A 24,196-nucleotide genomic window follows, 5' to 3' on the forward strand; every position below is an offset into this window, starting at 1 on the left:
CCCGTGAGGATCCATGATGACTAGCACCCTGAAAAAAATCTCGCGCCGCGTCGCGCTTACCCTCGCCGTCAGCGCCTGTTTCTCCTCTGTCACCCAGGCGGCGGAACTGCTGACCGAGGGCGTCTTTAAGGTGGGGATGGAGGTCACCTACCCGCCGTTTGAGTCCTATGACAGCAATAACAATATCGTCGGTCTCGACCCGGAGTTCGCGACGCTGATTGCCGAGCATCTGCAGGCCAAACCGCAGCTGATCGACACCAAGTTCACCAGTCTGATCCTCGGCATCGGCAAGAAATATGATGCGGTGATCTCCGGGATGTACGTGACGCCGGAGCGCCAGAAGCAGGCCGACGCCATCCCTTACGCCCTCTCCGGCGCGTCGATCATTGCCCTGAAGGGCGGCGCGGCGCAGCCGAAAACCGAAGATGAGCTGTGCGGCGTGAAGGTCGGCCTGCAGGCAGGCACCACCTGGGTGACCAGCCTGAAAAAACACTCCGATGAGTGGTGCCTGAAAAACGGCAAACCGGCCATCACTATTCAGGAGTTCCCGACGGCGCCGGAAGCCTCCCAGGCGCTGCTGTCGAAGAACATCGACGCCCAGCTTGAGATAGCCCCGGCGGCGCAGATTATCGTCGATAAGAGCCGCGGTCGCCTGGGGATAAGCTCGACGCGCCTCGTCTACCCGCTGCCGCTGGGGATCTATGTCGCCAAAGGCAACACCGAGCTGGCGGAGGCGATCAAGGCCACCCTCGCCACGCTCAAAGCCAACGGCAAATATGCCGCGCTGATCAAAAAATACAACTTAGAAAGCATCGATTAAGACAATAAGCACTGCGCAACAGGAGTCAGTATGGCGTTCGATTGGGGATACTTTTTTTCATTATTTAGCATTGGGGCATTCTGGCAGGCGTGCGTGACGGTTATCGTGATCAGCACCTTGTCCTGGGGGATCGGCCTGGTGGTCGGTTTTCTGCTAGCCTGCGCGAAGCTCTCGGCGCCGCGCTGGATCAAGATCCCCGTCGAACTCTATATCTGGTTTTTCCGCAGCGTGCCGCTGATGGTGCTGCTGGTGTTTGTCTACAACCTGCCGCAGCTGTTTCCGCTGACCCAGCCGCTGCTCGGGGTGCCGTTTATCGCCGGGCTGGTGTCGATGACCGTCACCGAAGCGGCCTATATGGCGGAGATCCACCGCGGCGGGCTGTTGTCGGTGGCCAAAGGGCAAAGCGAGGCGGGCCATGCGCTGAGCTTCAGCTTTATCGGCATCCAGCGGCTGATTGTTATTCCTCAGGCGTTTCGCATCTCGTTGCCGACGCTGATCAATGAATACATCACCATCATTAAGCTGAGCTCGATTTTATCGGTGGTCTCCTTACCCGAGCTGCTGCTCACCGGCCAGCGCTTGTATGCGCAAAATTTCCTCGTGATGGAGACGCTGCTGGCGGTGGCGGTGTACTACGTCATGGTGGTTACCGTCTTCACCTGGCTGTTCCGGGCGCTGGAGAATAGCCTCGATATTCAGCGCAAGCGTCCGCAAACGCTCAGCGAGGCGGAATGCCAGGCGCAGCGCCAGAGCCTGCCGGCGCTGACGGAAGCGATCAACACCCCGGCCGTCAACGGCGCGCCGCCGGCGCTGGATCTGCGGGGCATCCGCAAATCCTGGGGCCAGCATGAGGTGCTGAAAGGCATCGACCTGCAGGTAGATAACGGGGAGGTGATCAGCATCATCGGCCCGTCCGGCTCCGGCAAAACAACCCTGATCCGCACCATCAACGCCCTCGAAAGCATTGATGGCGGGGAGATCATTCTCTACGGCGAGGACTATCTGAAAGGCGGAGCCATCGTCGATAAGCGCCAGATGCGCGCCGGGGTGCGGCGCATCGGCATGGTCTTCCAGAGCTTCAACCTGTTCCCCCACCGCACGGTGCTCGACAACGTGATGCTGGCCCCGCGCTACCACCAGCTACTGGATCAGCCGGTCGCCCGCGAGCAGGCCCTGGCGCTGCTCGACCGCGTCGGTCTGCTGGCCCATGCCCACAAGTACCCCGGACAGCTCTCCGGCGGCCAGCAGCAGCGCGTGGCGATCGCCCGGGCGCTGGCGCTGAAGCCGGACATCATGCTGTTTGACGAACCGACCTCGGCGCTGGATCCCGAGCTGGTGGGCGAGGTGCTGAAGGTTATTCAGTCGCTGGCCCGCGAAGGTATGACCATGCTGATTGTCACCCACGAGATGGACTTCGCCCTGTCGATTTCCGACCGCGTGGTGCTGATGGAGAACGGCGTGGTGCAGGCCGACATCGCCCCGCAGGTGATCCGCAGCCCGCTGGAGGCCCCTTCTCTGCAACGAATCCGTGAATTTATGGGAGTGCACTAAATGGCAACTGAGCAACACCTGCGCCAGCAGCTGGCCGCCGCCTACCGTCTGGCGGCGCTGTTCGGCTGGGAGGATACCCTCTACACCCACTTCTCCGTGCGCCTGCCCGGCGACGGCGAGCCGCGCTTTTTAATTAATCCCTTCGGCATGATGTTTGATGAGGTCACCGCCAGCAATCTGATCGTGGTGGATATGCAGGGCAAGGTCGTAGAGGGCGAGGCGCCGGCTAACTCGGCGGGCTTCACCATCCACAGCGCGGTGCATATGGCCCGGGAAGACGCCCACTGCGTGATCCACACCCACACCCTGCCGGGGATGGCGGTGGCCGCCTGCGAGGACGGCCTGCTGCAGCTCAACCAGATCAGCACTGAGTTTTACCAGCGCGTCGGCTACCACCCCTATGAAGGGGTGGCCTTTGACCTCGACGAACGGGCGCGCATTCAGCGCTCGCTGGGGAATAATATCGCCATGATCCTGCAGAGCCACGGCCTGCTGTCGGTGGGCCGTACCGTGGCTGACGCCTTTTACATCATGTTCTACCTCAATCGTGCCTGCGAGATCCAGATGGCCGCCGCCCAGCTGGCGGCCCTCAGCCCGATCCACACCATCGCCCCGCACCTCAGCCAGCACGCCTGCGAGCAGCTGATGGGCGTGGAGCATGAACGTCAACAGGTCTGGCAGGCGTGGTTGCGCCGTCTTGACCGTCTCGATACTTCTTACAAAGACTAACGCCTATGTCCGATATCACTATCGTGGTGGATTGTAACGACGCGGATTTCGCCCGCGATATCTGCGCCGCCCTGCAGCAGTTTCCCGACGTCACCGCGCTCCTGCCCCATCACCAGGCGGCGCGCGACGCGCAGTACGCCAGCTGCTGGTTCCCTAGCCCGCAGCTGTTGACCCGCTCGCCGGGGCTGAAGCTGATCCAGGCCGCGTCCGCCGGGGTCGATCATCTGCCGCCCGCGCTGTTCGCCAGCGATATCCCGCTGTGCCGGGTGATCGATGAGGACTTTCGTCACGGCATGTTCGAATATGCCCTGTGGGGCGTGCTGTGGTTCCAGCGTTATTTTGACCGGGCGCTGGCCCACCAGCGGACCCAAACCTGGAAGCTCTATCCCCAGCGCGCCGCCGCCGACTTCCATATCGGCATTATGGGCCTCGGCGAAATTGGCGGCTATATCGCCGACCAGCTGGCCCGCCTTGGCTATCGGGTCTCCGGCTGGTCGCGCAGTGAGAAGCAGCTGGCTGGCGTCACCTGCTACCGCGGCGAGGAGGCGCTCGACAGCTTCCTCGGGTCGCTTGACGGGCTGATTAACCTCCTGCCGCTCACCGCGCAGACCCGGGGTATTCTCGCCGCGCCGCTCTTCAGCCGGCTTCCCGCCGGGGCGGTGTTAATCAACTGCGGGCGTGGAGAGCATATGGTCAATGAGGATGTGCTGGCGGCGCTGGAGAGCGGCCAGCTCGCCGGAGCGGTGCTCGACGTCTTCCCGCAGGAGCCATTGCCGGCGGACGATCCGCTGTGGCGCCATCCGCAGGTGGTGATCACCCCGCATATGGCCTCTGCGGCCCCCGCCGAGGTGATCGCCCGCCAGCTGCTGGAGAACATTCAGCGCCAGCGTCGCGGGCTGCCGCTCAAAAACCTGGTCAATAAGTACGCCGGTTACTGATCCCCACCGATACCGCCGCTGCTACGCTTAATGGGAGATCCACAACCAGAAGGCAGGAACATGAAGATTGATTTATCGGGGAAAGTCGCGCTGGTCACCGCCTCCACGGCGGGTATTGGCTTTGCTATCGCCAAAGGCCTGGCGGAGAGCGGCGCAGAGATTATCCTTAACGGGCGCAGCGAGCAGAGTGTGAACGCCGCGATCGCCCGCTTGCAAAATGAGGTGCCGGGGGCGAAAGCGCGCCCCGCCGTCGCCGACCTCAGCGGCGCCGACGGCGCGGCACAGCTGCTGCAGGCCGTGACCGGCGTCGATATTCTGGTCAATAACGCCGGGATCTACGGCCCGCAGGATTTTTACGCCACCGATGACGCGACCTGGGAAAACTACTGGCAGACCAACGTCATGTCCGGCGTGCGCCTGTCGCGAGGGCTGCTGCCGGCGATGGTCAGTAAAGGCTGGGGGCGGGTGGTGTTTATCTCCTCGGAATCGGCGCGCAATATCCCGGCGGACATGATCCACTATGGCGTCACCAAGACCGCCCAGCTGTCGCTGGCCCGCGGCCTGGCGAAATATGTCGCCGGCAGCGGAGTGACCGTTAACAGCGTGCTGCCGGGGCCGACGATTTCCGACGGCTTTGCCGAAATGCTGAAAGACGAAGTGGCGAAAACCGGCCAGTCGCTGGAGGAACTGGCGAAAGCGTTTGTCATGACCCATCGTCCGAGTTCGGTGATCCAGCGGGCGGCCTCGGTGGAAGAGGTCGCCAATATGGTGGTTTACGTCTGCTCGCCGCAGGCGTCGGCCACCTCCGGCGCCGCGCTGCGCGTTGACGGCGGCGTGGTGGATGATATTCTCTGACGTCCTCTCATTCAGGGGAGTCCCCCTCCCCTGTCGTCTTTCCCGGCGCTAAAAAGCGCAAAACGTTAAAAAACAGCCGCAAAGTCGCACAAAGTGAACAGGAACATGTATTCCCAAAACTTATGATATTTGTTTTAAAAATAAGTTGTGGTGTTAATGTCTCTGTTACGAAGCTTGCTTTTCTTTCTCGGCGCGGCGGTCGCGGCCGCCATCGCGGTACTCTGCCTGTGGGTGGATATTCGGGTATTTGGCAACGACATCCCGGAGGTGTCGCTCACCGAAGTGGTTCAGGAGAGCGTGCTGGCCGTCATCGTGCTGGTTCATCTTCTGCTGGCGCGCAAATATGCCCACCTGCGCTATAGCAATATCCTCATCGGCGGCTTCTTCCTCGCCATGCTGATCCGCGAACTGGATGGCCTGTTTGATTTACTCTCCCATGGCAGCTGGGTGTGGTTTGCCCTGCTGGCTACCGCAGGGTCCCTGCTGATGCCGCTGCGCCATTTGCGCCAGACCCTGTCGCAGCTGGCGGATTATACCCGCACCCCGTATTACGGGATGATGATCAGCGGCCTGCTGGCGATTCTGGTCTTCTCGCGGCTGTTCGGTATGCACGGCCTGTGGTACGCCGTGCTGGATGAGAACTACGCACGGGTGGTGAAAAATACGGTGGAGGAAGGCAGCGAGTCGTTTGGCTATATGCTGTGCCTGACCGCCACCCTCGGCTACGCCTGCTACTTCCGCGACCTGGCGCGACAGACGCTGTCGCCGCAGCGCTGACCGCGGCTGACAACCACCGCCGGACGCGCCCGTCGGCGGTGGGTGCCTCAGCGCTTAACCGCGAATTTTCCACTTCCGTTTGAGAACCTCTTTATCCTGGCTATCCAGCCACTGGTTCACTTTCTCCAGCAGCGCCGGATTATCTTTACTCATCATATACACCTTGTCGCTGGCGGTGCCGGCGAACGGCGTCTCGTTGGCGACGCAGAACACGCCGGGCTCTTTGCTCTGGTAATAGTCGCCTTCGATCAGATCGGTCACCATCATATCGGCCGTTTTCTGCCGCAGCGCCTCCAAGTTATCGACGTTGTTCTTCACGCGAATGATCTGCGCCTGCTTAATATGCTCATCGACAAAGCTCTGGTTGGTGCCGCCAGGGTTGACGACCACCTTCACCTCCGGACGGTCTATCTTCGCCAGCGATCCAAGCCGGGGGGCGGCCTGACAGTTGGCTAAGGCGATTTTACCGTTCGCCACCACCGGGTGGCTGAGGGCGAAGTCCTTCGCCCGCGCCGGGGTCTGCGTCACGCCGCCCATCGCAATATCAAACTTGTCCGCCTGCAGATCGGCGGCGAGCGCCGGCCAGCTGGTGTAGACGAAGCTCACCTTCAGCCCCAGCGTGCGCCCGAGATCGCGGGCCATGTCCACGTCATAGCCCTGCAGCTCGCCGGCGGTATTGCGAAACGCCAGCGGGGCGTAGTCGCCCGGCACGCCGACCTTCAGTTCACCGCTGCGCTCAATGGTTTGCATATCGCGCGCCTGGGCGCCGCAGGTCATTATCGCCAGCGTCAGCGCCAGCCCCACCGTCAGTTTCATCTCGCCATCCTTATTGTTATCGGGTTTTCGCGCCGGGGTGGCCGGCCGCTTCTCAGTCAACATCATCCGCAGCGCGTAACAGGGAATTCATCCTATTTTTAAACATCGGGACATACAACCCGACGATCGGGTTGCCGATCGCAAATCTGACAACGAAACAGGGCTATCGCCCGGTGAATGATTTCTCATCCGCCGGGCGTAGCTTTACGCCAGCGATCGTATTTTCCAGACTGACATCGTGCCGAATTAAGCACAAAAAACAGCAGCAAGAGAGAAGTAACTAATTGAATTAATGAATAATTTATTTAAATGCACGATATTTCGCGTTCAGACACCGATAACTACCGTCTTATTTACTCCAGCATTCCTCCACAGTACTATCCCGGAAAACGCAGGTAATAAATAACAAGCATATATTAATTCCAGGCGACAATATATTTGCCAAATAAATGAATTAATAAAAAACATGCCCGATTAAAATCATTTTGTGCCGTATCTGACCCGTAAAATAATGACCCTGGCGCCAGGTTTACCGGCACGACAGGAGGAATGAACATGAAAATAACCACCCTGGGTCTGGCAATGCTCTTCGTCGGACTGGCCGTCGGCCCGGTTTACGCGGCAGACGGTACGCTAAATTTCATCGGCAGGGTCGTGAACGGCGCCTGCAAACTCGAAGGGGCGGGCAATAACGGAGCCATCGACATCAGCATGGGCAATATTCCGCTGTCGAGACTGAAAAATAGCCAGTCGGGTACCGGGCCAGCGGTCGGCGTCGATATTCGCGTCAAAGATTGCGAGAAAGGCACCTACTACATTGTGGTGGATGGCCCCTCTCCCACCGCCACGCCTGAAAATCATGTGCTGGCCCTCAACGATAGCGGTAAGCCGGCCGGCAGCGTGGGTATTCTGCTCACCGACCGTACGGGGACGCCGCTCGGCCTTGATGCACACCTCGATCCGCAGCACGATCCCCGCATCGAGATCCCGGTGGACGGCGGCTCCGGCACCTTCAGGCTGAAAGCCTTCTATTATACCTGGGATAAAGCCCACGTCCTCCCCGGCGACGGCAACGCAACGGCCCGGTTCACCATTATGCAAGAATAGCTTCCCGGTCAGGGATGAGACGCAAAGGGAGCGAAGATGAAAATACAGCTGGCTGTTCTGTTTAGCGTCATGACCTTTCAGGCCTGCGCCGGGATCTCCATCGATGCCACGCGGGTGGTCTACTCAGGAAAAGACAAAGCCGCCACCCTGAACATTCATAACCGCAGCCGCACACCTTATAAAGTGCAGATCTGGCTGGACGCCGGGCTCAACAGGTCGCGCGTCGACCTGCCGATGGTGGCGACCCCGCCGCTGGTCTATTTATCCCCCCAGCAAAGCGCCCAGCTGCGCTTTATCTATCACGGCGGCGGGCTCCCCGCCGATCAGGAAAGCCTGTACTGGGTCAATATTCAGGAGAATCCGCCGCCGTCAGACGCTAACCATACGCTGCAGTTTATCGTCCGCACCCGCCTGAAGCTGTTTTATCGTCCTCCTGCCATCGCCACCACCCTCGCCAGAGAGGTGCAAAAGCTGCAGTGGCAGCAGAGCGGCAATAACCTGCGCTTGACTAACTCAGGCCCACTGCATATCACCCTGGTCAACGGGGCGCTGATCGATAATAAAGGCCACATTTCGCCAATGAGAAACGTGATGCTCCGGCCGTACAGCAGCTATACCGTGTCAACGACCGACAGCGCTCGCCTGTACAAGCTGAACTATATCGACGATGACGGCGCGGTGGTGGCGATCCCCCTTCTGGCGGCCTATGCTCCGGCCCCACGCTAGTTATACTCGAGGGCGAAGGTCACCATGCTGTCGGCTGTGCCCGCCGTCACCGTGGCGTCAGTTTGCACATACTGGGCGTTAAAATTAATGGCCTCAGCCGTGCCGGCGTTACTGCCGGTTACCCTTTTCAGGATCGGCAAGTTGCTGGCCTCATTGATTTTAACGCTGGCGCCATCGGACACGGCCGCGCCGGGGTTATTGCCGTAGGTCAGCTTCACGCCGACGCCGCTGGCGCTGTTGCTGGCCTTGCTTAGCGCCAGGGTATCACTCTCCACGCTGACGCCGAAAAAGCCGATGCGCACATCGGTCGGCGTCGGACAGAACACCGGGATCGAAAAGCGCTTCGCCTGGCCGCCGGTGCTCCCTTTACCGTGAAACTCCGCCCGATTTACCGTGCCCAGACTGACCTGGATCGTTGAGGTCGCCACCTGGCAGCTGCCGCTGCTGCCAATGTCCACGTTCAGGGCGGCGATATCAATGCTGACCGGCGCGCTGGCGACAAAGCCGGTGTTCCCGTTGGCCTGCTGTTCAATGGTCACCTCCCCCACCTGCGGCAGCGGCGGCGAGTTGGTATGCGTCCCGTCAGCCAGCTGTACCGTACCGGTCTTATAGAAGGTTACCGCGATCCTGACCGTCGTCTGCTGCTGCGTCATGAGCGCCGGGAGCATCGTGCTGTCGCAGACCACCACCGACTCGCCGCCAGCGGAGTGGCTGCCGTCGATAGCGCGCATCGGGCCGCCGGCGCACTGGAAGCTAAGCGCGTAGCCGATGCCGTCGATGGCGCTGGGGTAGACGTGCTGTCCGTTAATCACCACAGGCGAGCCGCCGGTTTTCAGTTGTTTGTAGACAATGCGTTTGGCACTCGCCGTCGGCAGCTGCAGGTCGCAGGAAAAGGGGATCCCGCTGCCGTTATCCGCCATCGCGCTGGTCATCTGGGTATTGACCGGCAGCGTGGGCAAATACTTGATATTGGGAATATTGACGGTGGTCTGGCCGATATTCGCGCGGCAGTTTTCAGCCCGCGCGCCGGGAAGATAGCCGCTCAGCGCCAGCAAAAAGAGAAAAGGAAGTAGACGAAAAACAGATTTCATAGCCGCCTCAGCGTGACTGGCACAGCCCGGAGACGGTTTTCACCGTATTCAGACTCTGCTGTGGGTTATCCGCAAGATGAAAATGCATCGTGCAACTCTGCGACTGGTTATTGACGACCCAGCTCACCGCCAGGGTTCCCTCCTGCGGCACGCCGCTGAGGTACACCTGACCGCCGTCGGCTACCATGCCGCCCGGCGCATTGCCGCTCTCCTCCGTCCCGACCAACCGTGCGCTGGCGCCAAAGGGTAACGGCCCCTGCGCGTTGCGCAGGGTAAATAGCACCCGGTTGCCTATGCGGGTCCGGTAGTTGGCCATCACCACCGCGCCGCCGCCGGGGATCACCGTCTGACCCTGCTGGTCGACGTCGGTATCATCCGCCATCGACTCCGTGTCGAGGGTAATGACATTTTTCCGGTAGGTGGTCAGAGACGGCACCACGGCATAACCGCGCCAGTCGGTGTGCACATTGTTGCCGTTTTGCACCGCCACGCCGGCAGCCCCCGGCGCGCGGACGATGGCGAAGCTCTCGCCCACCGTCTGACCGAAGGTCACGCCGTGCGGATGCGCGACCACCGAGCCGGCGCCTCCCCAGGTCAGCTGATTACTGGCGGCGTCATGGCGATAGCCGAGCTGCGCGTTGCCGAAGCCGCCGTGGTAGTCCAGGGCGACGCTGCTGTTGGTGCCCCGCCCCTGGTTGCCGTAGCCCTGCTGAACCGAGTAGAACAGATTCGGCCGCGTCGGCACCGCGCCATACAGCGACACCTGCTGCGAGGTATAGCCATTGCTGTCCGAGGTGGTGTTGTAGCTCACCGCGCTGTCGGACAGCGGACCGCCCAGCGGAATATTGATATTGAATGACCAGGAGCGGTCATTTTTTTGCTGGCCGCTGGCGCGAGTGTAGTAATAGCCCACGCCCCAGGAGATCCCTTTCCAGGCGCTGTAGAACCCGAGATGCACCGTCTCATCCCGACTCTGCCGGTGCCAGTATTCCTGCGACCAGGCGGAAACCGCCAGACTGCCCAGACCGCCGAGGCGTTGTGACACCGACACTTCCTCCCGGCGGCGCCGGTTGTCCACCTGCCCCTGCGCGCTTTCGAGGGCGCTGGCTTCGGCAAAATCGTAATAGCCGCTGGAGGAGTAGCGATAGCTGGCGAGGCTGAACGTGGTGCCCGAGCTGACGAAATCTTTCTGATACTGAGCGCGCAGCGAATGGCCCGCATAGCGCTTGCCCGACGGCGTACGGGTGACGGCCTGGGTGACGTCGCCCCCCAGCGAACCGAACTCGCCAAAGCCGCGGCCCAGGCCCAGCGCCCACGACTGATAGTCCTGGGCCAGCTGCGTGCCGCCGTAGAGGGTAAATCCCGCCGACAGACCATAGAACAGGGTGCCCTGCAGGAATTCCGGCGAGCGCACCGAATCCGCCCCGGAGTGGTAGCGACCGGCGCTGAGGCTGAATTTGCCGCGCCCTTCGCGCAGCATATACGGCACGGCGGAATAGGGCTGGGTAAAGGTGCGCACCGAACCATTGCTCTCGGTCACCTTCACCTCCAGATCGCCGCTCTGCGAGGTGGGATAAAGATCGCTGATGGCGAACGCCCCCGGCGACACGAAGGTTTCGTAGATCACATACCCGTGCTGGGAGACGGTCACTTTGGCATTGCTGTGCGCCACGCCGCGGATGGTAGGGGCAAAGCCGCGCTGGCTGTCCGGGAGCATCTCATCGTCAGACATCAGCTGGACGCCGCGAAACGGGATGCTGTCAAACACATCGCCGGTGGTGTAAGTATCGCCGATCCGCAGCAGACTCTTCAGCGAGCGGACGTCGCGCTGCAGCCAGGTGCTCTGTGAATCCCAGTGCCGGCGCTGCTGGTCGTACTGCATTGAGGAGATATTGCGCAGCCGCCAGGCGCCCAGGTTCACGCCGCTGCGTAAATTGAGATAGTTTGAGCGGCTGCTCTCCCCTTCATCGGCATTCTTTATTTGCGCGCCGGAAAAATAGTAATCGACAAACGCGGCCGGCACGCCATCGTCCCAGCGCGAGGGATCGACATAGCCGCGGCTTTGCACGTTCATCGCCGCCTGGGGAATGCTCAGCGTCAGGCGCTGGTTAGCGAAGGTGAAGCGGCTGCTGGCGTCGGGAATAAACTTCTCGATCCGGGTGAAGGTCTCACCTTCATGCAGCGTTTGAAAAGCCGGAAACGCGCTGACGTTGACCCCATAATCCGCCAGCTGCCCGGGCGTCAGCACAGGCTGCAGCTGCCCGCCATCGTCAACAAAGGTGATATTGGCCTGGCCCAGCTCCTGGTCGTTAACCACCACGGTGACAGGATAAGTCCCCGGCTGCTGCCCGCCGGGTTTGGCGAAGTAGTGCAGATCGGAGGTTTGCTGCTGCGGGTCGGCAAACTCCAGCGCCGCCGGATCAAAATAGTCGTCGGCCAGCGCCCGGCTCAGCGGGCTGAGACAGCACATCATCGTCGGCAGCGTCGCCAGCGCCAGCGCCCGTCCGGCGGTGACGGGCAACGCGGCATACTCCCGCACCCTGGCTGTTGTTATTCTTTTCATGCTGGCGCCGTCCGGTAAGCTCATCACAAAGGGGAATTACTGCTGGGCGTAATCGCTGACGCCGCCGTAGTCGTTAATCGCCCGCCATTTGACGGTGCCGTGCCCGCTCACCGGCCACGTTTTCTCGCCAAAGGGGGCCACCATGCCAGGCTCGTCGATTGCCTGCCCGCCCACCTCGACGGCGTAAAAAGAGACAAAATAGGGAGTGGGGTTTGCCACCGTCAGATGGCCGCCGGACTGGCTAAACTTCAGCTGCTGCCAGGCTTTAGCCGGGTCGCCCACCAGGCCGTTGGGGCGATAAAAGATTTTGAATTTCGACTTAATATTGACCTGCAGCTTGTTCACCTCGCCCTTGGGCGTCGGGGCGATACTTTTGACGTTCAGCCAGTAGACCGATTCACGGTCGCTGGGCAGCGAGGCGCCAATAAAGTTAATGCGCAGGACGTTATTTTGCTCCGGATCGAGACGGAATAAGGGCGGCGTAACAATAAAGGGCACCTTGGCCTTATCGTTTTCCGCGTAATTTTCCACCCACGACTGCACCAGATAGGGCGTATGGGTATCGGCATTAGTGACTGAAATAGCGGCTTCACGCTTCCCTTCCTGATAAATCACACGGGTTCCACCCATGACAATACCGGCCTGCGCTGCCGTGGAGCACAGCAGAAAGGCCGCAACGGCAATTATTTTCTTCATCATGACTTACCATCAGGTAAAGGTTGAACAAACAGTAAAATAAAGCAGGGATTATCAGAGCCAGTACCCGTCGGGATAATTAGCAAAAACAACTATACCGTCACGAATATATTTCGTGACTTTATGACAGTTATCACTTTAGCTATCTGCAATTAATCAGGACGCAGTGGACTGACTCTGAATAGCGCGCAATATGATTAGTTATAAATCATATTGAAATTAGCCGTACCGTTGGCATTGCCAGCCTTCACCGCACCGGTGGAGATATAGTTGGCGAAAAACTCGAGGTCGGCAGTGCCGGTGCCGGCAGTCGCGCCCGCAACGACATTTTTGGCTTTCGACACGCTGCCGAGGCTGACCGCCGTAGACTTGTCATCTTCATACAGCTTGATCGCCACGCCAGCGGCGCCGCCGGTGGTCGCCAACAGCGTGTTATCAGACTGATCGCGCGCGCCGTCAAACAGCACCGCGACATTTGTCACGCTGGCAGGGCAATCTTTTACTTTGATATGGAAAGGCGTTTTGGTGGTTTCAAAACCTGTGCTGGTAAAATAGGTGCTGGCCCATTTGCCCAGATCCACCGTCTGGCTGGTGGATGCGCTGTCGATATTGCAGGAGCTGTCGGTGATTGATCCATTGAAGATAACCTGTCCGCCGGTACCCTGGGTACCCGCGTTGGAGCCAGGGTTAACGTTAATGGTTGGCGTAGTAACAGAAATTGCAGCGCCAGAAACCAGCGCTCCCATGAGAATTGCCATAATACGAAGTTGCGTTTTCATTATTTATCTCATCGTTAACGAATATATTTTCCCGTGATCGACAATAGCCCCATGGCTATCGCGAAACGGCTCGTCCGTTCCTCCCTGTAAATGTTCATTGCGTTCCTTCCGCAGGATAATCGGCACACGTCCTTTAACTCCGCTTTATTTCGCCGAAAGGTGGCCATGAATAACAAGCAGAAGAAAAAGAGTTATTTTGATGTGCGAAATAAATATATTACCCGATGTAAAAAAAGGCAACCTGATGAAATGTTACATACAGGTTAACGACTATACTCGGCATAAAGTTATTTTTTGAAATGGCATTTCAATGTTAATTTACATATCTATACAAAAGAAAATTAAATACCTCTCAATAACAACACGTCCATTTTATTAACAAATTTAAAGGTAATTGCTCAAAAAAGCGTCTTGTTTTATTGTGCCCAAACCCGTTGCCACTAAAAAATTAGGAATTTTCCTGGTATTAATCTTCATCATTTCTACACAAATTAAGGCAAAGCGCTCCTGACCCGCGCTGTAATTTCTTGTTCTGGAAGTGTTTTTGTTTTCAAATGAAAACCATTACTTCATTAACCCAAATGTATTGCCGTTATCCGCCACCGTAACCGCTCGCTTTCACAGGGTTATTTTGACGCAAAAAAAATCCGCAACCCGAACGGATTGCGGACTGAGGATCAATCAGTAATGAGATGGGCTTCAGAACAGGCCCAGCGGCGCGGTGCCGTAGCTCACCAGCAGGTTTTTGGTTTGCTGATAGGCATCCAGCGCCATCTTATGCGTTTCCCGCCCGACGCCGGACTGTTTATAGCCGCCGAACGCCGCATGTGCCGGGTAGACATGATAACAGTTGGTCCATACGCGACCGGCCTGAATACCGCGCCCCATGCGATAGGCGAGATTGGTATCGCGCGTCCACACCCCAGCGCCGAGGCCAAACTGGGTCTCATTGGCGATAGCCAGCGCTTCCGCTTCGTCCTTAAAGGTGGTCACCCCGATCACCGGCCCAAAGATCTCCTCCTGGAAGGAGCGCATATCGTTGCGACCTTTAATCAGCGTGGGCTGAATATAAAAACCATTATCCAGCGCCGGCGCGATCGCCGCCCGCTCGCCGCCGGTGAGGATTTGTCCGCCCTCTTCCCGGGCAATCTGAATATAGGAGAGGATCTTGTCGAACTGCTGGCGGGAAGCCTGGGCGCCGATCATGGTGTCGGTATCTAACGGATCGCCGCGACGGATCTGCGCCACCTTCTCCATGACCCGCGCCATAAAGGGCTCATAAATGGATTCATGGATCAGCGCCCGCGACGGGCAAGTACAGACCTCACCCTGGTTGAAGAAACCGAGCACCAGCCCCTCCACCGCCTTCTCAATAAACTCCTCTTCCCCCTCCATCACGTCGGCGAAGTAAATATTGGGCGATTTGCCCCCCAGCTCGACGGTGCAGGGGATAATATTCTCCGCCGCGCAGGCGAGAATATGTCGCCCGACCGGCGTGGAGCCGGTAAACGCCAGCTTGGCGATACGCTTGCTGGTGGCCAGCGCCTCGCCCGCCTCTTTGCCGAAGCCCTGCACCACGTTCAGCACCCCCGCCGGGAACAGATCGCCGATCAGCTCCAGCAGCAGGGTAATACTCAGCGGCGTCTGTTCCGCCGGCTTGAGCACCACGCAGTTACCCGCCGCCAGGGCCGGAGCCAGCTTCCACGCGGCCATCAGCAGCGGGAAGTTCCACGGGATAATCTGACCAACCACCCCCAGCGGTTCATGGAAATGGTAGGCCACCGTAGTTTCGTCAATTTCGGCAGTGCTTCCCTCCTGGGCGCGCAGGCAGCCGGCGAAGTAGCGAAAATGATCCACCGCCAGCGGCAGGTCGGCATTCAGCGTTTCGCGGATCGGTTTGCCGTTGTCCCAGCTCTCCGCCACCGCCAGATATTCCAGATGCTGTTCAATACGGTCGGCGACCTGCAGCAGCAGCCTGGAGCGCTGTTGCACCGAGGTTTTGCCCCACGCCGGCGCCGCACGGTGGGCGGCGTCGAGGGCGAAGTCAATGTCTCTGGCATCCGACCGGGGAAACTGCGCAATGTTGCTGCCGTCTACCGGGGAGGTATTCATAAAGAATTCACCGCTCAGCGGCTCGACAAATTTACCGTCAATAAAGTTGCCGTAAGCGGATTTCAATGAAACCAGGGCGCCGGGCTGGCCAGGGTGTGCATAACGCATCGCAAATCTCCTTCTGTAGGGTTGAGACGCAGCGGCATATTGATTTTTTAAACTTGCCGCCGAACGCTTCTCACTTTGCAGGGGTTATGCCAGTTTTTCATTTTCTCTAAATAGGTTTATTTATTAACAGGTTGTATTCACTGGCTGGGCAGATGGTCAGCCACTGTCGCACGGGTTTCCACTTATGTGTTGCAAATCGCAACACCAAATAAACCAAATAGCTACAATATTGCAACACAGCAACATCGACCCAGAGGTGCCCTGTGCCAGGCAATCCCTTTCTTCTCGCCCCAGAGGTTAACGCCAATCCCCTGCTGAGCGATTCATGGTCTCGCTGCCAACGCTACGGTCTGGATCCCGCCACCGAGGATTTTCCCCGCCTCGACGCCGGCGAGCTGGCGGACCGGCTCGCCAGCCACCGCAGCCTGCAGCAGCTGGCGCAGCCGGTGGTGGAAGCCCTGTCGCGCCAGGTAGCGGACCTGCAGTCGGTGGTGATCCTCTCCGACCCCGGCGGCCTGGTGCTCCATACCGTCGGCGATACCCAGGCGATGCAGAAGGCTCAGCGCGCCGCGCTGGCGCCGGGCAATCTGTGGAGCGAAAGCGGACGCGGGACCAACGCCATCGGCACCGCGCTGGCGATTGACGACGGCTGCGAAATCGATGGGCGTCAGCACTTTCTCACCCGCAACCAGAATTTGTACTGCGCGGCGATGCCGCTCCAGCGGCCGGACGGAAGCATCGCCGGCGTGCTGGATATCTCCGGCCCGGCGGATTTACCCCACCAGCACACCTTTGGCTGGGTGAAAGCGGCGGCAAAGCAGATTGAGTATCTGTGGGTGAAGCAGAGCCTGCATCCTGAGCAGTGGCTGATGAGCCTCCACCGGCAGGTGGACAAACTCGACAGCGTGGAGGAACTGCTGTTGGTCTTTTCCGACAACGTCCTTACCGCTGGCAACCGGCTGGCGATGCGCGAGTTCGGCCTGAGCGCGGCGCAGTTTGGCCAGCTCACCTTTGCGTCGCTTTTTCCGACGCTGACGCAAACGGCGGTCAGCGTTCCCCTGCCCCTGACCACCCCGCAGGGCCGCTATCACTATCGCCTGCGCGAGCCCACCCGCCGCCGGGTGGCGGTGAGTGCCCCGCCGGCCATGCAGCTCCCCTTCACCAGCCCGCGGGAAGGCGAAAAGCTGCTCCGGCTGCTTAACGCCGGCATCGCGCTCTGTATTGAGGGGGAAACCGGCAGCGGCAAAGAGTATGTCAGCCGCACGCTGCACCAGCACAGCCGCTGGCGCAGCGGTAAATTCGTCGCCATTAACTGCGCCGCCATTCCGGAATCGCTGATCGAGTCCGAGCTTTTCGGCTACCAGCCAGGGGCGTTTACCGGCGCCAGCAAAAACGGCTATATCGGCAAAATCCGCGAGGCCGAGGGCGGGGTGCTGTTTCTTGATGAGATCGGCGATATGCCGCTGGCGCTGCAGACCCGCCTTCTGCGAGTACTGCAGGAGAAAGAGGTCGCCCCGCTCGGCGCCAGCCGCAGCGTGCCGGTGAACTTCGCCCTGATCTGCGCCACGCACCGCAACCTGACCCAGCGGGTCAGCGCCGGCGAATTTCGCGAAGATCTGCTGTGGCGCCTGCGGGAGTACGCCCTGGCGCTGCCTCCGCTACGCGAGTGGCCGGCGCTGGAAACCTTTATCGCCACCCTGTGGCGCGACCTGGGCGGCGCTTCGCGCCGGGTGACGCTGTCCACCGCGCTGCTGACCCACCTCAGCCAGCTGCCGTGGCCGGGAAACGTGCGCCAGCTGCAGAGCGTCCTGAAGGTGATGCTGGCTCTGGCCGATGAGGGCGACACGCTGACGCCCGATGCGCTGCCGGACGCATACCGCGCTGCGCCTGCGCCGCTGCCGCGCGGGGGGTTACAGGCCCATGACGAGCAGTTGATTGTCGATACCCTCGCCAGGGTCAACGGCAACGTCAGCCGGGCGGCGCAGATGCTGGGCATCGCCCGCAGCACGCTATACCGCCGCGCCGCCCGTGCCGGACGGCCACGCCGCTGAGGCGATGGCGTAAAGCGCGCCGGGCGCGGACGCTACGCCAGACCCAGCCCCGCCCGCAGGGCATCGATCATCACCCGCGTTTTTTGCGGCAGCCACGGCCCTTCCGGCCACACCGCGTGGATGGCGAAACGCACACGGTCGCTGGGCGCCAGAACCTGCTGCAGCGTCCCGTCGGCGAGCGCCTGCGCCACCAGCCAGTCCGGCAGCCAGGCGATGCCCATTCCCTGCTGCGCCGCCGCGGCGATGGCGGCAAAGTCATCCTGCACCAGCCACGCCTCCGGGGTGAAGCGCACTTCGCCCTGCTGCGGGTCGTAAAGTTGCCATTTTTGCAGCTGACCGTTATGCAGATAGCCGAGGGTGCGGTGCTCGCTCAGCCCGGCGATGGTCCCCGGCGCCGGCTGGCGACGCAGGTACTCCGCCGCCGCGCACAGCACCATGCCATGCTCCCCCAGCGCCCGCGCCCGTAGCGACCCGGTGTCGGCCAGGCTCCCGATACGCACCGCGAGATCAAACCCCTCTTCCAGCAGATTGACCTGCCGGTCGCTGTAGTGGAGCTCGAGCTTCAGCAATGGATAGCGCTGGCTCAGGCGGAACAGCAGCGGCGCCACGCAGCGCTGGCCAAACAGCACCGGCAGCGAAATCCGCAGCCGTCCCTGCACCTCGCCTTTGCCGCGCTGCAGCGCTTCTTCGGCCTCGCGAATGCGTCCCAGCGCCTCCCGACACTGGTGATAAAATTGCTCTCCCTCTTCCGTCAGCAGTTGCCTGCGGGTGGTGCGCTGGAATAACGCCACGCCGAGACGCGCTTCCAGCCGGGCAATGGTTTTTCCCACCGCCGATCGCGTCACGTGGAGGATCGTCGCCGCGCTGGCAAAGTTACCGCTCTCGACCACAGTGACAAACACCGGGATCGCGTTCAGATCGTCGCGCACAGATTGGTTCCTTACGGGATACAATAGAGGAAAATAATGTCACTCCAGAGAGAAAAAAGACAGTGTTAGTCTCTGCTTCTATCCTTCACTTGAGGCACTCATCATGGCTAACGTTCTGGTATTAAAGTCCAGCATTAATGGCGAAACTTCCCTGACCAATCAGCTGATTAACGAATTTATCGCAGCGCGCCAGGCGGCGGGCCGCCACGATCGGATCCGCGAACACGATCTCAGCGCTATGGCGCTGCCGACGCTGGATGGCGCGCTGTTTGCCGCCCTGCGCGGGGCGGCGGATCCGCGGCCGGCCATCCGCGCGGCGGTAGCGCTCTCCGACCAGTTTATCGCCGAGTTAAAAGCCAGCGACCTGCTGGTGATCGGCGCCCCGATGTATAACCTCAACGTCCCGACCGATCTGAAGAAATGGTTCGACCTCGTGGCGCGGGCGCGGGAAACCTTTCGCTACACCGACAACTGGCCGCAGGGGCTGGTCGAGGGCGTCCGGGCGGTGGTCGTCAGCAGCCGCGGCGGTGTTCACCAGGGAGAAACCACCGACGCCGTTACCCCCTATCTGCGCGCGGTGCTGGGGCTGATGGGGATCCATGAGGTGGAATTTATCTATGCCGAAGGGCTGGATAACCGCCCGCACGGTCGCGACGCCGGGATCGCCAGCGCCCGGGCGCAGATAGCCGATCTCGCCGTTCCGGCCTGAGTCGCGGGGAAAAAGGGCTGGCGCTGGCGGCTTTTTTATTTTAGAGTTATCTAAATTTAGAAAAAGCTAAAATACATGACCACACCCGAAGACCTGCAGGCCCGCGCCGGCGAAGCCGCCGCGCTGATGAAAGCGATGAGCAACCCTCACCGCTTGCTGATCCTGTGCATGCTATGCGACGCGCCGCGGGCCAGCGCCGGTGAACTGGCCCGCGCTACCGGCCTGAGCCCTTCCGCCACCTCGCAGCACCTCGCGCGGATGCGTGACGAGGGGCTGATCGACAGCGAACGCGACGCTCAGCGCATCCACTATTTCATCACCCATCCTGCGGTACAGCAGGTGATCAACACGCTGAAAACGCTCTATTGCCCGTGAGGATCCTATGACCATCGCCACCTTAACCCCTGCCGAAGCCCGGGTGCAGATTGCCCAGGGCGCCAGACTGATAGATATCCGCGATGCGGATGAATACGCGCGCGAACATATTCCCGATGCCGAGCTGGTGCCGCTCGCCACCCTGAACGGCGGCGCGACCCTAAACGCCCGGGCCGGCGAGCGCGTGATCTTCCACTGCCAGGCCGGCTCCCGGACGCAGAATAACGCCATTCGTCTGGCCGCCGCTGCCGCGCCGGCGCAGGTCAGCCTGCTGGCGGGGGGGATTCAGGCATGGAAAGCCGCGGGGCTCCCGGTTGAGGAAGATAAATCGCAACCGCTGCCGCTGATGCGCCAGGTGCAAATCGCCGCTGGCGTTCTGATTTTACTGGGGGTGCTGCTGGGCTATACCGTGAACGGCGGCTTTTTCCTGCTCAGCGGCGCGGTCGGCGCCGGGCTCACTTTCGCCGGGATGACCGGCTTTTGCGGCATGGCGCGCCTGCTGGCGATCATGCCGTGGAACCGGCGCCAGGGGAGTTAAAACGCACTCCAGATAAGCCAGGCAATGCCGCCGAAAAGCAGCCATTTGACGACGTAATAGACCGTCTTATTCCATTTTTTCAGCCGCTTGCCGACAATGCGGATCTGGTAAATATAGCGAAACGCCCGGTTAATTCCGCCGGTGCGATCGCTGGCGTCGTTGGGCGCCGAGGCGGCGCTCATCAGATAGCGCCCCAGCCAGTGGTTGACCTTCTGCGCCCAGCGGTAGCGCATCGGCCGTTCAATATCACAGAACAGAATCAGCCGATTCTCACCGCTGGTATTTTCCGCATAGTGGATATAGGTCTCGTCAAACAGCACCCCTTCCCCGTCGCGCCAGCTGTAGCGCTGACCATCCACCTCGATAAAGCAGCGGTCATCGTTCGGCGTCGCCAGGCCAAGATGAAAGCGCAGGGAACCGGCGTAGGGGTCGCGATGGCGCGGCAGACGGCTGCCGTCCGGCAGGGTGGCGAACATGGCCGCTTTCACCGACGGAATATCCCGCAGCAGCGCGGTAGTTTGTGGGCAAAGCTGGCTGGCGGAGGGATGGGCATCCTCATACCATTTCAGATAAAAGCGTTTCCAGCCGGTTTTAAAAAATGAGTTAAATCCGGCATCGTTATATTTATCGGCCGCTTTAATCTGCTCCAGCTGCTGGAGGCGGATGCCTTCCTCGCGAATAACCAGCCAGTTTTGTTGCAATATCGCCAGCTCGGGAAACATCTCCGGGCGCAGATAAGGCGTATTCGGCACGCGGGAAAATAAATACATAAATCCATTCAACGGCGCGGTAAATGTGGAATGGTCGGAGAGCTGTCGCCAGAAACGATAGCGCACCCGTCCGCGGTAATGGACATACAGCACAGCAATAACAATGATAAACAGAATGATATACTTCATGGTGTCTTTCCTGACCTGATTGATGGTAACCCTACCCTCGCCGTCCCCCTTGTCAGCAGCGGTATGGCGCCAGCAAAACATTAACAACATTAATACATATACCTCCAAATTGTTTTAACAAAAAAGAGCACACCCGGTGTTCAGTGCGCGGGCGTTGAGCTATGGTTTAGGTTCATCCGTGGTATTAACAGTGAGGAGTGAATGATGTTTTCTGTCGGCGATCTGGTACAACCGCGTGCGGGCGGGCCAAAACTGAAAGTGGTCGAAGTGCAGGGCGAGGCTCTGGTGGTGGTTCAGGCCGCGCAGGAGCAGGGAGAACGCTATACGCTGAAGTCAGACGAGGTGACGTCCTATCAGGAAGAGGGGGACTTCGGCGTCTGCTGAAGCCCCTCGCTGCAGGTCATAAGGCCAGGCCGGGCGGTGGGTCTCCCCGCCGTCGTGGCGCTGGCCGCATCGGTTTTAAATCAAAAAGCTGTCCAGCGATTTCCCCTCGGCGACCGCCTGGGCAATCGGCTTCGGCATTCTTCCCTGGCCGGTCCAGGTTTTCTCGGCGCCGGTATGATCGGTATAACGATATTTCGCCGGGCGCGGTTTCCGCTTTTTACCGCCCGCCATCGGCGGCTGAATATCGGCCACCAGCTCGTCAGGAGAAATACCGTCGGCGCGCATCAGCTCAAGCCAGGTATTCACTTTTTCCTGATATTCCGCCTGCTGCTGCGCCGTCAGCTGCTGTTGCGTACGTATTTCTTCAGTGACGATCCTGAGCTTTTCCAGCATCTCTTCAAGCACGTCAATGGAGAATTCACGGGACAGCGCGCGCAGTGAACGGATATTATTCAGTTTGTGTAACATTGAAGACATAAAATTAAAAATTTCCAAATAGCAAATTAAAAGACACAACGCGGCAAGTGTAATAGAAACGTTTATTTATTTCCAGCCTTCGGTTATCCAGATAAATATATTATGCAGAGAGTAAACCTTTTCCACTTACTTTATATCGGGAAATCCCCGGTTCTTTTTCGCCAGCACAGGCCAATAAGACCCTGAATAAATAAAAGCGGCGGATGGTGAGATAGGAAAATATATCAAGAAGGCGATATTACCTTTATAGTCAGCGGGTTATCCTCTTATCGTCAGTGAAGGCGCAGGCCCTCTCCGCGTGGCCGAATGAATAGTTACTCAGTCATTAAGAATAAAACGCCACATACCATTTTAGAATTTTTCACCACAAAAACCGGCATAATGGCATAAAAACATCTAAACATGACACTAATCACAGACTAACGCGATTTTGCGCCACAGCGGGCGGTCAGATGCCGACCCCCTGGTCAGATACCATGGCGAAAAACAACACAACCATTTGAAATTAAAGGAATTTAACAAATCCAGCAATAAATGTAGCGTAACGGGCAAAAAACCGACCTTCGCAGAGTATTTTATCGACAAAAAGGCAATAAATAAAAATTTATAGCTAGTTGCCACTTTTAATGCAGAGATATACTCTACGCACATCAAAACAGGCAGCCCAAAAACGCTATACCAACGCGCATTTTTCGGCGTTATTGACTTCATTTTCGAGGAGCACTCCGATGTTCTCTGCGCACTCCCGCTTGCGGCATGCGGTTGCAGACACCTTTGCGATGGTGGTTTACTGCACCGTCGTCAACATGATGATCGAAATTTTTCTCTCTGGTATGACGTTTGAGCAGTCGTTATCGTCGCGCCTGGTGGCGATCCCGGTCAACATTATTATCGCTGTCCCTTACGGGATTTATCGCGACTTCGCGATGCGTCAGGCCCGGCGCATCACTCCGGCCGGCTGGATGAAAAATATGGCCGACGTGCTGGCCTACGTGACCTTTCAGTCGCCGGTTTATGTCGCCATTCTGTGGAGCGTGGGTGCGGACTGGCACCAGATTGTCGCTGCGGTGAGCTCGAACCTGGCGGTTTCAATGATGATGGGCGCCGCTTACGGCTACTTCCTCGACTATTGCCGCCGCCTGTTCCGCGTGGCGCCCTACCAGCAGGCAAAAGCCTGACCGACACGTTAACAGCGACTGGCTCTGCCAGTCGCTTCCTCCCGCCAGCCAGCTTCGCCCGGGTCTTTATCCAGCGAATTAATTCGTCGACATGGCCGGCTGGGCTTCGCCAAACAGTCCATTAAGAAAACGCTCAAGCGCCATGCGTGAGCTAAAGCCGTGCGGAATACCATAATGCTGCTGCGCATCCCCGGCTAAATACAGCGGAAACTGTTCATAATGGTCGCAGGTTTTGATATCTGAAGCCGGTTCAGCCAGCATATTGCTGCGCTCTTTTAACGCTGGATGAATAACTAACGCTGTTCGCCCCATGCGCGCTTCGCGGTTCACATAAACATAATTATCGCCGCGGCGATAGCCGTACGCTTTTTGCGTCACAACATCCATGGTGAAGCCGGCTTTTTCAAGAACACGCGCCACCTCATCGGGTCTTAAATACATACTGATTCCTCGTTATCTTTTACCGCACATTGACCTTACCTTATTCATTAAGGGCAGTGCTTTCGGAATATTCCAGAAACCACAGCAGTAAGCATAATTCAAAATCTTGTCCTACACTTACTCACTCGATGGAATTAAGGGAGATAACGATGGCTAACCATGTGAACCGCAACAATTTTGACGAGAACGCCGAAGATATTCATAACGATGTCAGCCAATTAGCGGACACGCTGGAAGAGGTGCTGAAATCGTGGGGCAGTGACGCGAAAGAGGAAGCGGAAGCGGCGCGTGCCAAAGCGCAGTCGCTGTTAAAAGAGACCCGCGCCCGCCTTAATGGCCACAACCGGGTGCAGCAGGCGGCGCTGGATGCGCGCCAGGCAGCGTGCGATGCGCTGGGCTGCGCCGACACCTACGTGCGCAATAAACCGTGGCACAGCGTGGGCGCCGCCGCCGCCGTCGGGGTATTTATTGGCGTATTGCTCAATTTACGTCGATAATAGCTATAGCGTTTGCTGCCGCCGCGCGATAAGCGCGCGGAAGCCCGCCA

The 24,196-nt window shown here is 59.1% G+C and carries 24 protein-coding genes and 1 pseudogene; 15 read left to right on the plus strand and 10 right to left on the minus strand.

The features are described from left to right. Positions 1 to 16: 16 nt before the first annotated feature. The 6 genes from ACOI7Z_RS11005 (at position 17) to ACOI7Z_RS11030 (ending at position 5,670) form a co-directional block, all read left to right on the plus strand. Complete coding sequence (locus ACOI7Z_RS11005) at positions 17 to 820, plus strand: ABC transporter substrate-binding protein (protein ID WP_023290726.1); 804 nt, start codon at positions 17 to 19, stop codon at positions 818 to 820. A 30-nt stretch (positions 821 to 850) separates the two neighbouring features. Next, the gene (locus ACOI7Z_RS11010; protein ID WP_087849593.1) at positions 851 to 2,371 is read left to right on the plus strand and encodes an amino acid ABC transporter permease/ATP-binding protein; all 1,521 of its coding nucleotides are present in this window, start codon (positions 851 to 853) and stop codon (positions 2,369 to 2,371) included. Further along, complete coding sequence (locus tag ACOI7Z_RS11015; protein WP_032453783.1) at positions 2,372 to 3,100, plus strand: class II aldolase/adducin family protein; 729 nt, start codon at positions 2,372 to 2,374, stop codon at positions 3,098 to 3,100. It abuts the gene before it with no gap. 5 nt (positions 3,101 to 3,105) lie between these two features. After that, positions 3,106 to 4,038 carry a 2-hydroxyacid dehydrogenase gene (locus ACOI7Z_RS11020; protein WP_087849594.1) on the plus strand — a complete coding sequence of 311 codons (933 nt, stop codon included), beginning with the start codon at positions 3,106 to 3,108 and terminating at the stop codon, positions 4,036 to 4,038. A gap of 60 nt (positions 4,039 to 4,098) precedes the next feature. Continuing rightward, entirely contained in the window at positions 4,099 to 4,893 is a 795-nt protein-coding gene (locus ACOI7Z_RS11025; protein WP_048335058.1) for an SDR family NAD(P)-dependent oxidoreductase, read from the plus strand. A 156-nt stretch (positions 4,894 to 5,049) separates the two neighbouring features. Further along, positions 5,050 to 5,670, plus strand: a complete 621-nt coding sequence (locus ACOI7Z_RS11030; protein ID WP_023290731.1) for a hypothetical protein — start codon at positions 5,050 to 5,052, stop codon at positions 5,668 to 5,670. Positions 5,671 to 5,724: 54 nt separating this feature from the next. Here the strand turns inward: ACOI7Z_RS11030 and ACOI7Z_RS11035 are convergent, their stop codons facing one another. Further along, positions 5,725 to 6,549, minus strand: a complete 825-nt coding sequence (locus tag ACOI7Z_RS11035) for a transporter substrate-binding domain-containing protein (RefSeq protein WP_369821817.1) — start codon at positions 6,547 to 6,549, stop codon at positions 5,725 to 5,727. A gap of 492 nt (positions 6,550 to 7,041) precedes the next feature. Here ACOI7Z_RS11035 and ACOI7Z_RS11040 point away from each other — a divergent pair, with 492 nt between their 5' ends. Further along, positions 7,042 to 7,593, plus strand: coding sequence for a fimbrial protein (locus tag ACOI7Z_RS11040; protein ID WP_087849595.1), 552 nt, complete (start codon positions 7,042 to 7,044; stop codon positions 7,591 to 7,593). Positions 7,594 to 7,629: 36 nt separating this feature from the next. Then, positions 7,630 to 8,319: a molecular chaperone gene (locus ACOI7Z_RS11045; protein WP_087849596.1), complete on the plus strand. Its 690-nt coding sequence runs from the start codon at positions 7,630 to 7,632 to the stop codon at positions 8,317 to 8,319. On the opposite strand, the gene ACOI7Z_RS11050 is transcribed toward ACOI7Z_RS11045, so the two are convergent. The 5 genes from ACOI7Z_RS11050 to ACOI7Z_RS11070 form a co-directional block, all read right to left on the minus strand. Next, a complete protein-coding gene (locus ACOI7Z_RS11050; RefSeq protein WP_087849597.1) occupies positions 8,316 to 9,410 on the minus strand; it encodes a fimbrial protein in 1,095 nt (364 codons plus the stop codon). The genes ACOI7Z_RS11045 and ACOI7Z_RS11050 overlap by 4 nt on opposite strands. Before the next feature lie 7 nt (positions 9,411 to 9,417). Further along, positions 9,418 to 11,973, minus strand: a complete 2,556-nt coding sequence (locus ACOI7Z_RS11055) for a fimbria/pilus outer membrane usher protein (RefSeq protein WP_049013863.1) — start codon at positions 11,971 to 11,973, stop codon at positions 9,418 to 9,420. Positions 11,974 to 12,009: 36 nt separating this feature from the next. Beyond that, positions 12,010 to 12,672 carry a molecular chaperone gene (locus tag ACOI7Z_RS11060; protein WP_087849598.1) on the minus strand — a complete coding sequence of 221 codons (663 nt, stop codon included), beginning with the start codon at positions 12,670 to 12,672 and terminating at the stop codon, positions 12,010 to 12,012. Between the two features lie 194 nt (positions 12,673 to 12,866). Continuing rightward, on the minus strand, positions 12,867 to 13,448 hold the full coding sequence (locus ACOI7Z_RS11065) for a fimbrial protein (protein WP_087849599.1): 582 nt from the start codon (positions 13,446 to 13,448) through the stop codon (positions 12,867 to 12,869). Between the two features lie 699 nt (positions 13,449 to 14,147). Further along, positions 14,148 to 15,668, minus strand: coding sequence for an aldehyde dehydrogenase family protein (locus tag ACOI7Z_RS11070; protein ID WP_032453792.1), 1,521 nt, complete (start codon positions 15,666 to 15,668; stop codon positions 14,148 to 14,150). Positions 15,669 to 15,931: 263 nt separating this feature from the next. Between ACOI7Z_RS11070 and ACOI7Z_RS11075 the strand changes: the two genes are divergently transcribed. Beyond that, positions 15,932 to 17,719, plus strand: a complete 1,788-nt coding sequence (locus ACOI7Z_RS11075) for a sigma-54-dependent Fis family transcriptional regulator (protein WP_087849600.1) — start codon at positions 15,932 to 15,934, stop codon at positions 17,717 to 17,719. A 32-nt stretch (positions 17,720 to 17,751) separates the two neighbouring features. Here the strand turns inward: ACOI7Z_RS11075 and ACOI7Z_RS11080 are convergent, their stop codons facing one another. Further along, positions 17,752 to 18,648 (minus strand): LysR family transcriptional regulator, encoded by an 897-nt coding sequence (locus ACOI7Z_RS11080; RefSeq protein WP_087849601.1) that lies wholly within the window; start codon positions 18,646 to 18,648, stop codon positions 17,752 to 17,754. A gap of 103 nt (positions 18,649 to 18,751) precedes the next feature. Between ACOI7Z_RS11080 and ACOI7Z_RS11085 the strand changes: the two genes are divergently transcribed. The 3 genes and pseudogenes from ACOI7Z_RS11085 (at position 18,752) to ACOI7Z_RS11095 (ending at position 20,286) form a co-directional block, all read left to right on the plus strand. Beyond that, positions 18,752 to 19,357, plus strand: coding sequence for an FMN-dependent NADH-azoreductase (locus ACOI7Z_RS11085; RefSeq protein ID WP_086076419.1), 606 nt, complete (start codon positions 18,752 to 18,754; stop codon positions 19,355 to 19,357). Positions 19,358 to 19,432: 75 nt separating this feature from the next. Then, the gene (locus ACOI7Z_RS11090; RefSeq protein ID WP_002914277.1) at positions 19,433 to 19,732 is read left to right on the plus strand and encodes an ArsR/SmtB family transcription factor; all 300 of its coding nucleotides are present in this window, start codon (positions 19,433 to 19,435) and stop codon (positions 19,730 to 19,732) included. Between the two features lie 7 nt (positions 19,733 to 19,739). Continuing rightward, positions 19,740 to 20,286 (plus strand): annotated as a pseudogene (locus tag ACOI7Z_RS11095) (rhodanese family protein). Here the strand turns inward: ACOI7Z_RS11095 and lpxO are convergent. After that, entirely contained in the window at positions 20,267 to 21,169 is a 903-nt protein-coding gene (lpxO, locus tag ACOI7Z_RS11100) for a lipid A hydroxylase LpxO (RefSeq protein ID WP_087849603.1), read from the minus strand. The pseudogene ACOI7Z_RS11095 and the gene lpxO sit on opposite strands and share 20 nt — an antisense overlap. 204 nt (positions 21,170 to 21,373) lie before the next feature. Between lpxO and ACOI7Z_RS11105 the strand changes: the two genes are divergently transcribed. Further along, positions 21,374 to 21,553 (plus strand): hypothetical protein, encoded by a 180-nt coding sequence (locus ACOI7Z_RS11105; protein ID WP_065883406.1) that lies wholly within the window; start codon positions 21,374 to 21,376, stop codon positions 21,551 to 21,553. A gap of 75 nt (positions 21,554 to 21,628) precedes the next feature. Here the strand turns inward: ACOI7Z_RS11105 and stpA are convergent, their stop codons facing one another. Further along, complete coding sequence (stpA, locus tag ACOI7Z_RS11110) at positions 21,629 to 22,030, minus strand: DNA-binding protein StpA (protein WP_086076428.1); 402 nt, start codon at positions 22,028 to 22,030, stop codon at positions 21,629 to 21,631. A 728-nt stretch (positions 22,031 to 22,758) separates the two neighbouring features. On the opposite strand from stpA, the gene alaE reads away from it, so the two are divergent. Further along, positions 22,759 to 23,208: an L-alanine exporter AlaE gene (gene alaE, locus ACOI7Z_RS11115; RefSeq protein WP_004205719.1), complete on the plus strand. Its 450-nt coding sequence runs from the start codon at positions 22,759 to 22,761 to the stop codon at positions 23,206 to 23,208. 78 nt (positions 23,209 to 23,286) lie between these two features. Here alaE and ACOI7Z_RS11120 read toward each other — a convergent pair whose 3' ends face one another. Beyond that, a complete protein-coding gene (locus ACOI7Z_RS11120) occupies positions 23,287 to 23,649 on the minus strand; it encodes a DUF2002 family protein (protein WP_002914291.1) in 363 nt (120 codons plus the stop codon). Positions 23,650 to 23,798: 149 nt separating this feature from the next. Here ACOI7Z_RS11120 and ACOI7Z_RS11125 point away from each other — a divergent pair, with 149 nt between their 5' ends. Continuing rightward, on the plus strand, positions 23,799 to 24,146 hold the full coding sequence (locus ACOI7Z_RS11125) for a DUF883 family protein (protein WP_032432206.1): 348 nt from the start codon (positions 23,799 to 23,801) through the stop codon (positions 24,144 to 24,146). Positions 24,147 to 24,196: the final 50 nt, after the last annotated feature.

Origin of the sequence: Klebsiella sp. C283, assembly GCF_048822555.1 — a bacterium.
GTDB classification, from domain to species: Bacteria; Pseudomonadota; Gammaproteobacteria; order Enterobacterales; family Enterobacteriaceae; genus Klebsiella; species Klebsiella quasipneumoniae.

Bases quoted from the DNA above. Each gene is read 5' to 3' on its own strand.
- ACOI7Z_RS11005 (WP_023290726.1), top strand. From the start codon at position 17: ATGACTAGCACCCTGAAAAAAATCTCGCGCCGCGTCGCGCTTACCCTC.
- ACOI7Z_RS11010 (WP_087849593.1), top strand. From the start codon at position 851: ATGGCGTTCGATTGGGGATACTTTTTTTCATTATTTAGCATTGGGGCA.
- ACOI7Z_RS11015 (WP_032453783.1), top strand. From the start codon at position 2,372: ATGGCAACTGAGCAACACCTGCGCCAGCAGCTGGCCGCCGCCTACCGT.
- ACOI7Z_RS11020 (WP_087849594.1), top strand. From the start codon at position 3,106: ATGTCCGATATCACTATCGTGGTGGATTGTAACGACGCGGATTTCGCC.
- ACOI7Z_RS11025 (WP_048335058.1), top strand. From the start codon at position 4,099: ATGAAGATTGATTTATCGGGGAAAGTCGCGCTGGTCACCGCCTCCACG.
- ACOI7Z_RS11030 (WP_023290731.1), top strand. From the start codon at position 5,050: ATGTCTCTGTTACGAAGCTTGCTTTTCTTTCTCGGCGCGGCGGTCGCG.
- ACOI7Z_RS11035 (WP_369821817.1), bottom strand. From the start codon at position 6,549: ATGTTGACTGAGAAGCGGCCGGCCACCCCGGCGCGAAAACCCGATAAC.
- ACOI7Z_RS11040 (WP_087849595.1), top strand. From the start codon at position 7,042: ATGAAAATAACCACCCTGGGTCTGGCAATGCTCTTCGTCGGACTGGCC.
- ACOI7Z_RS11045 (WP_087849596.1), top strand. From the start codon at position 7,630: ATGAAAATACAGCTGGCTGTTCTGTTTAGCGTCATGACCTTTCAGGCC.
- ACOI7Z_RS11050 (WP_087849597.1), bottom strand. From the start codon at position 9,410: ATGAAATCTGTTTTTCGTCTACTTCCTTTTCTCTTTTTGCTGGCGCTG.
- ACOI7Z_RS11055 (WP_049013863.1), bottom strand. From the start codon at position 11,973: ATGAAAAGAATAACAACAGCCAGGGTGCGGGAGTATGCCGCGTTGCCC.
- ACOI7Z_RS11060 (WP_087849598.1), bottom strand. From the start codon at position 12,672: ATGATGAAGAAAATAATTGCCGTTGCGGCCTTTCTGCTGTGCTCCACG.
- ACOI7Z_RS11065 (WP_087849599.1), bottom strand. From the start codon at position 13,448: ATGAAAACGCAACTTCGTATTATGGCAATTCTCATGGGAGCGCTGGTT.
- ACOI7Z_RS11070 (WP_032453792.1), bottom strand. From the start codon at position 15,668: ATGCGTTATGCACACCCTGGCCAGCCCGGCGCCCTGGTTTCATTGAAA.
- ACOI7Z_RS11085 (WP_086076419.1), top strand. From the start codon at position 18,752: ATGGCTAACGTTCTGGTATTAAAGTCCAGCATTAATGGCGAAACTTCC.
- ACOI7Z_RS11090 (WP_002914277.1), top strand. From the start codon at position 19,433: ATGACCACACCCGAAGACCTGCAGGCCCGCGCCGGCGAAGCCGCCGCG.
- lpxO (WP_087849603.1), bottom strand. From the start codon at position 21,169: ATGAAGTATATCATTCTGTTTATCATTGTTATTGCTGTGCTGTATGTC.
- ACOI7Z_RS11105 (WP_065883406.1), top strand. From the start codon at position 21,374: ATGTTTTCTGTCGGCGATCTGGTACAACCGCGTGCGGGCGGGCCAAAA.
- stpA (WP_086076428.1), bottom strand. From the start codon at position 22,030: ATGTCTTCAATGTTACACAAACTGAATAATATCCGTTCACTGCGCGCG.
- alaE (WP_004205719.1), top strand. From the start codon at position 22,759: ATGTTCTCTGCGCACTCCCGCTTGCGGCATGCGGTTGCAGACACCTTT.
- ACOI7Z_RS11120 (WP_002914291.1), bottom strand. From the start codon at position 23,649: ATGTATTTAAGACCCGATGAGGTGGCGCGTGTTCTTGAAAAAGCCGGC.
- ACOI7Z_RS11125 (WP_032432206.1), top strand. From the start codon at position 23,799: ATGGCTAACCATGTGAACCGCAACAATTTTGACGAGAACGCCGAAGAT.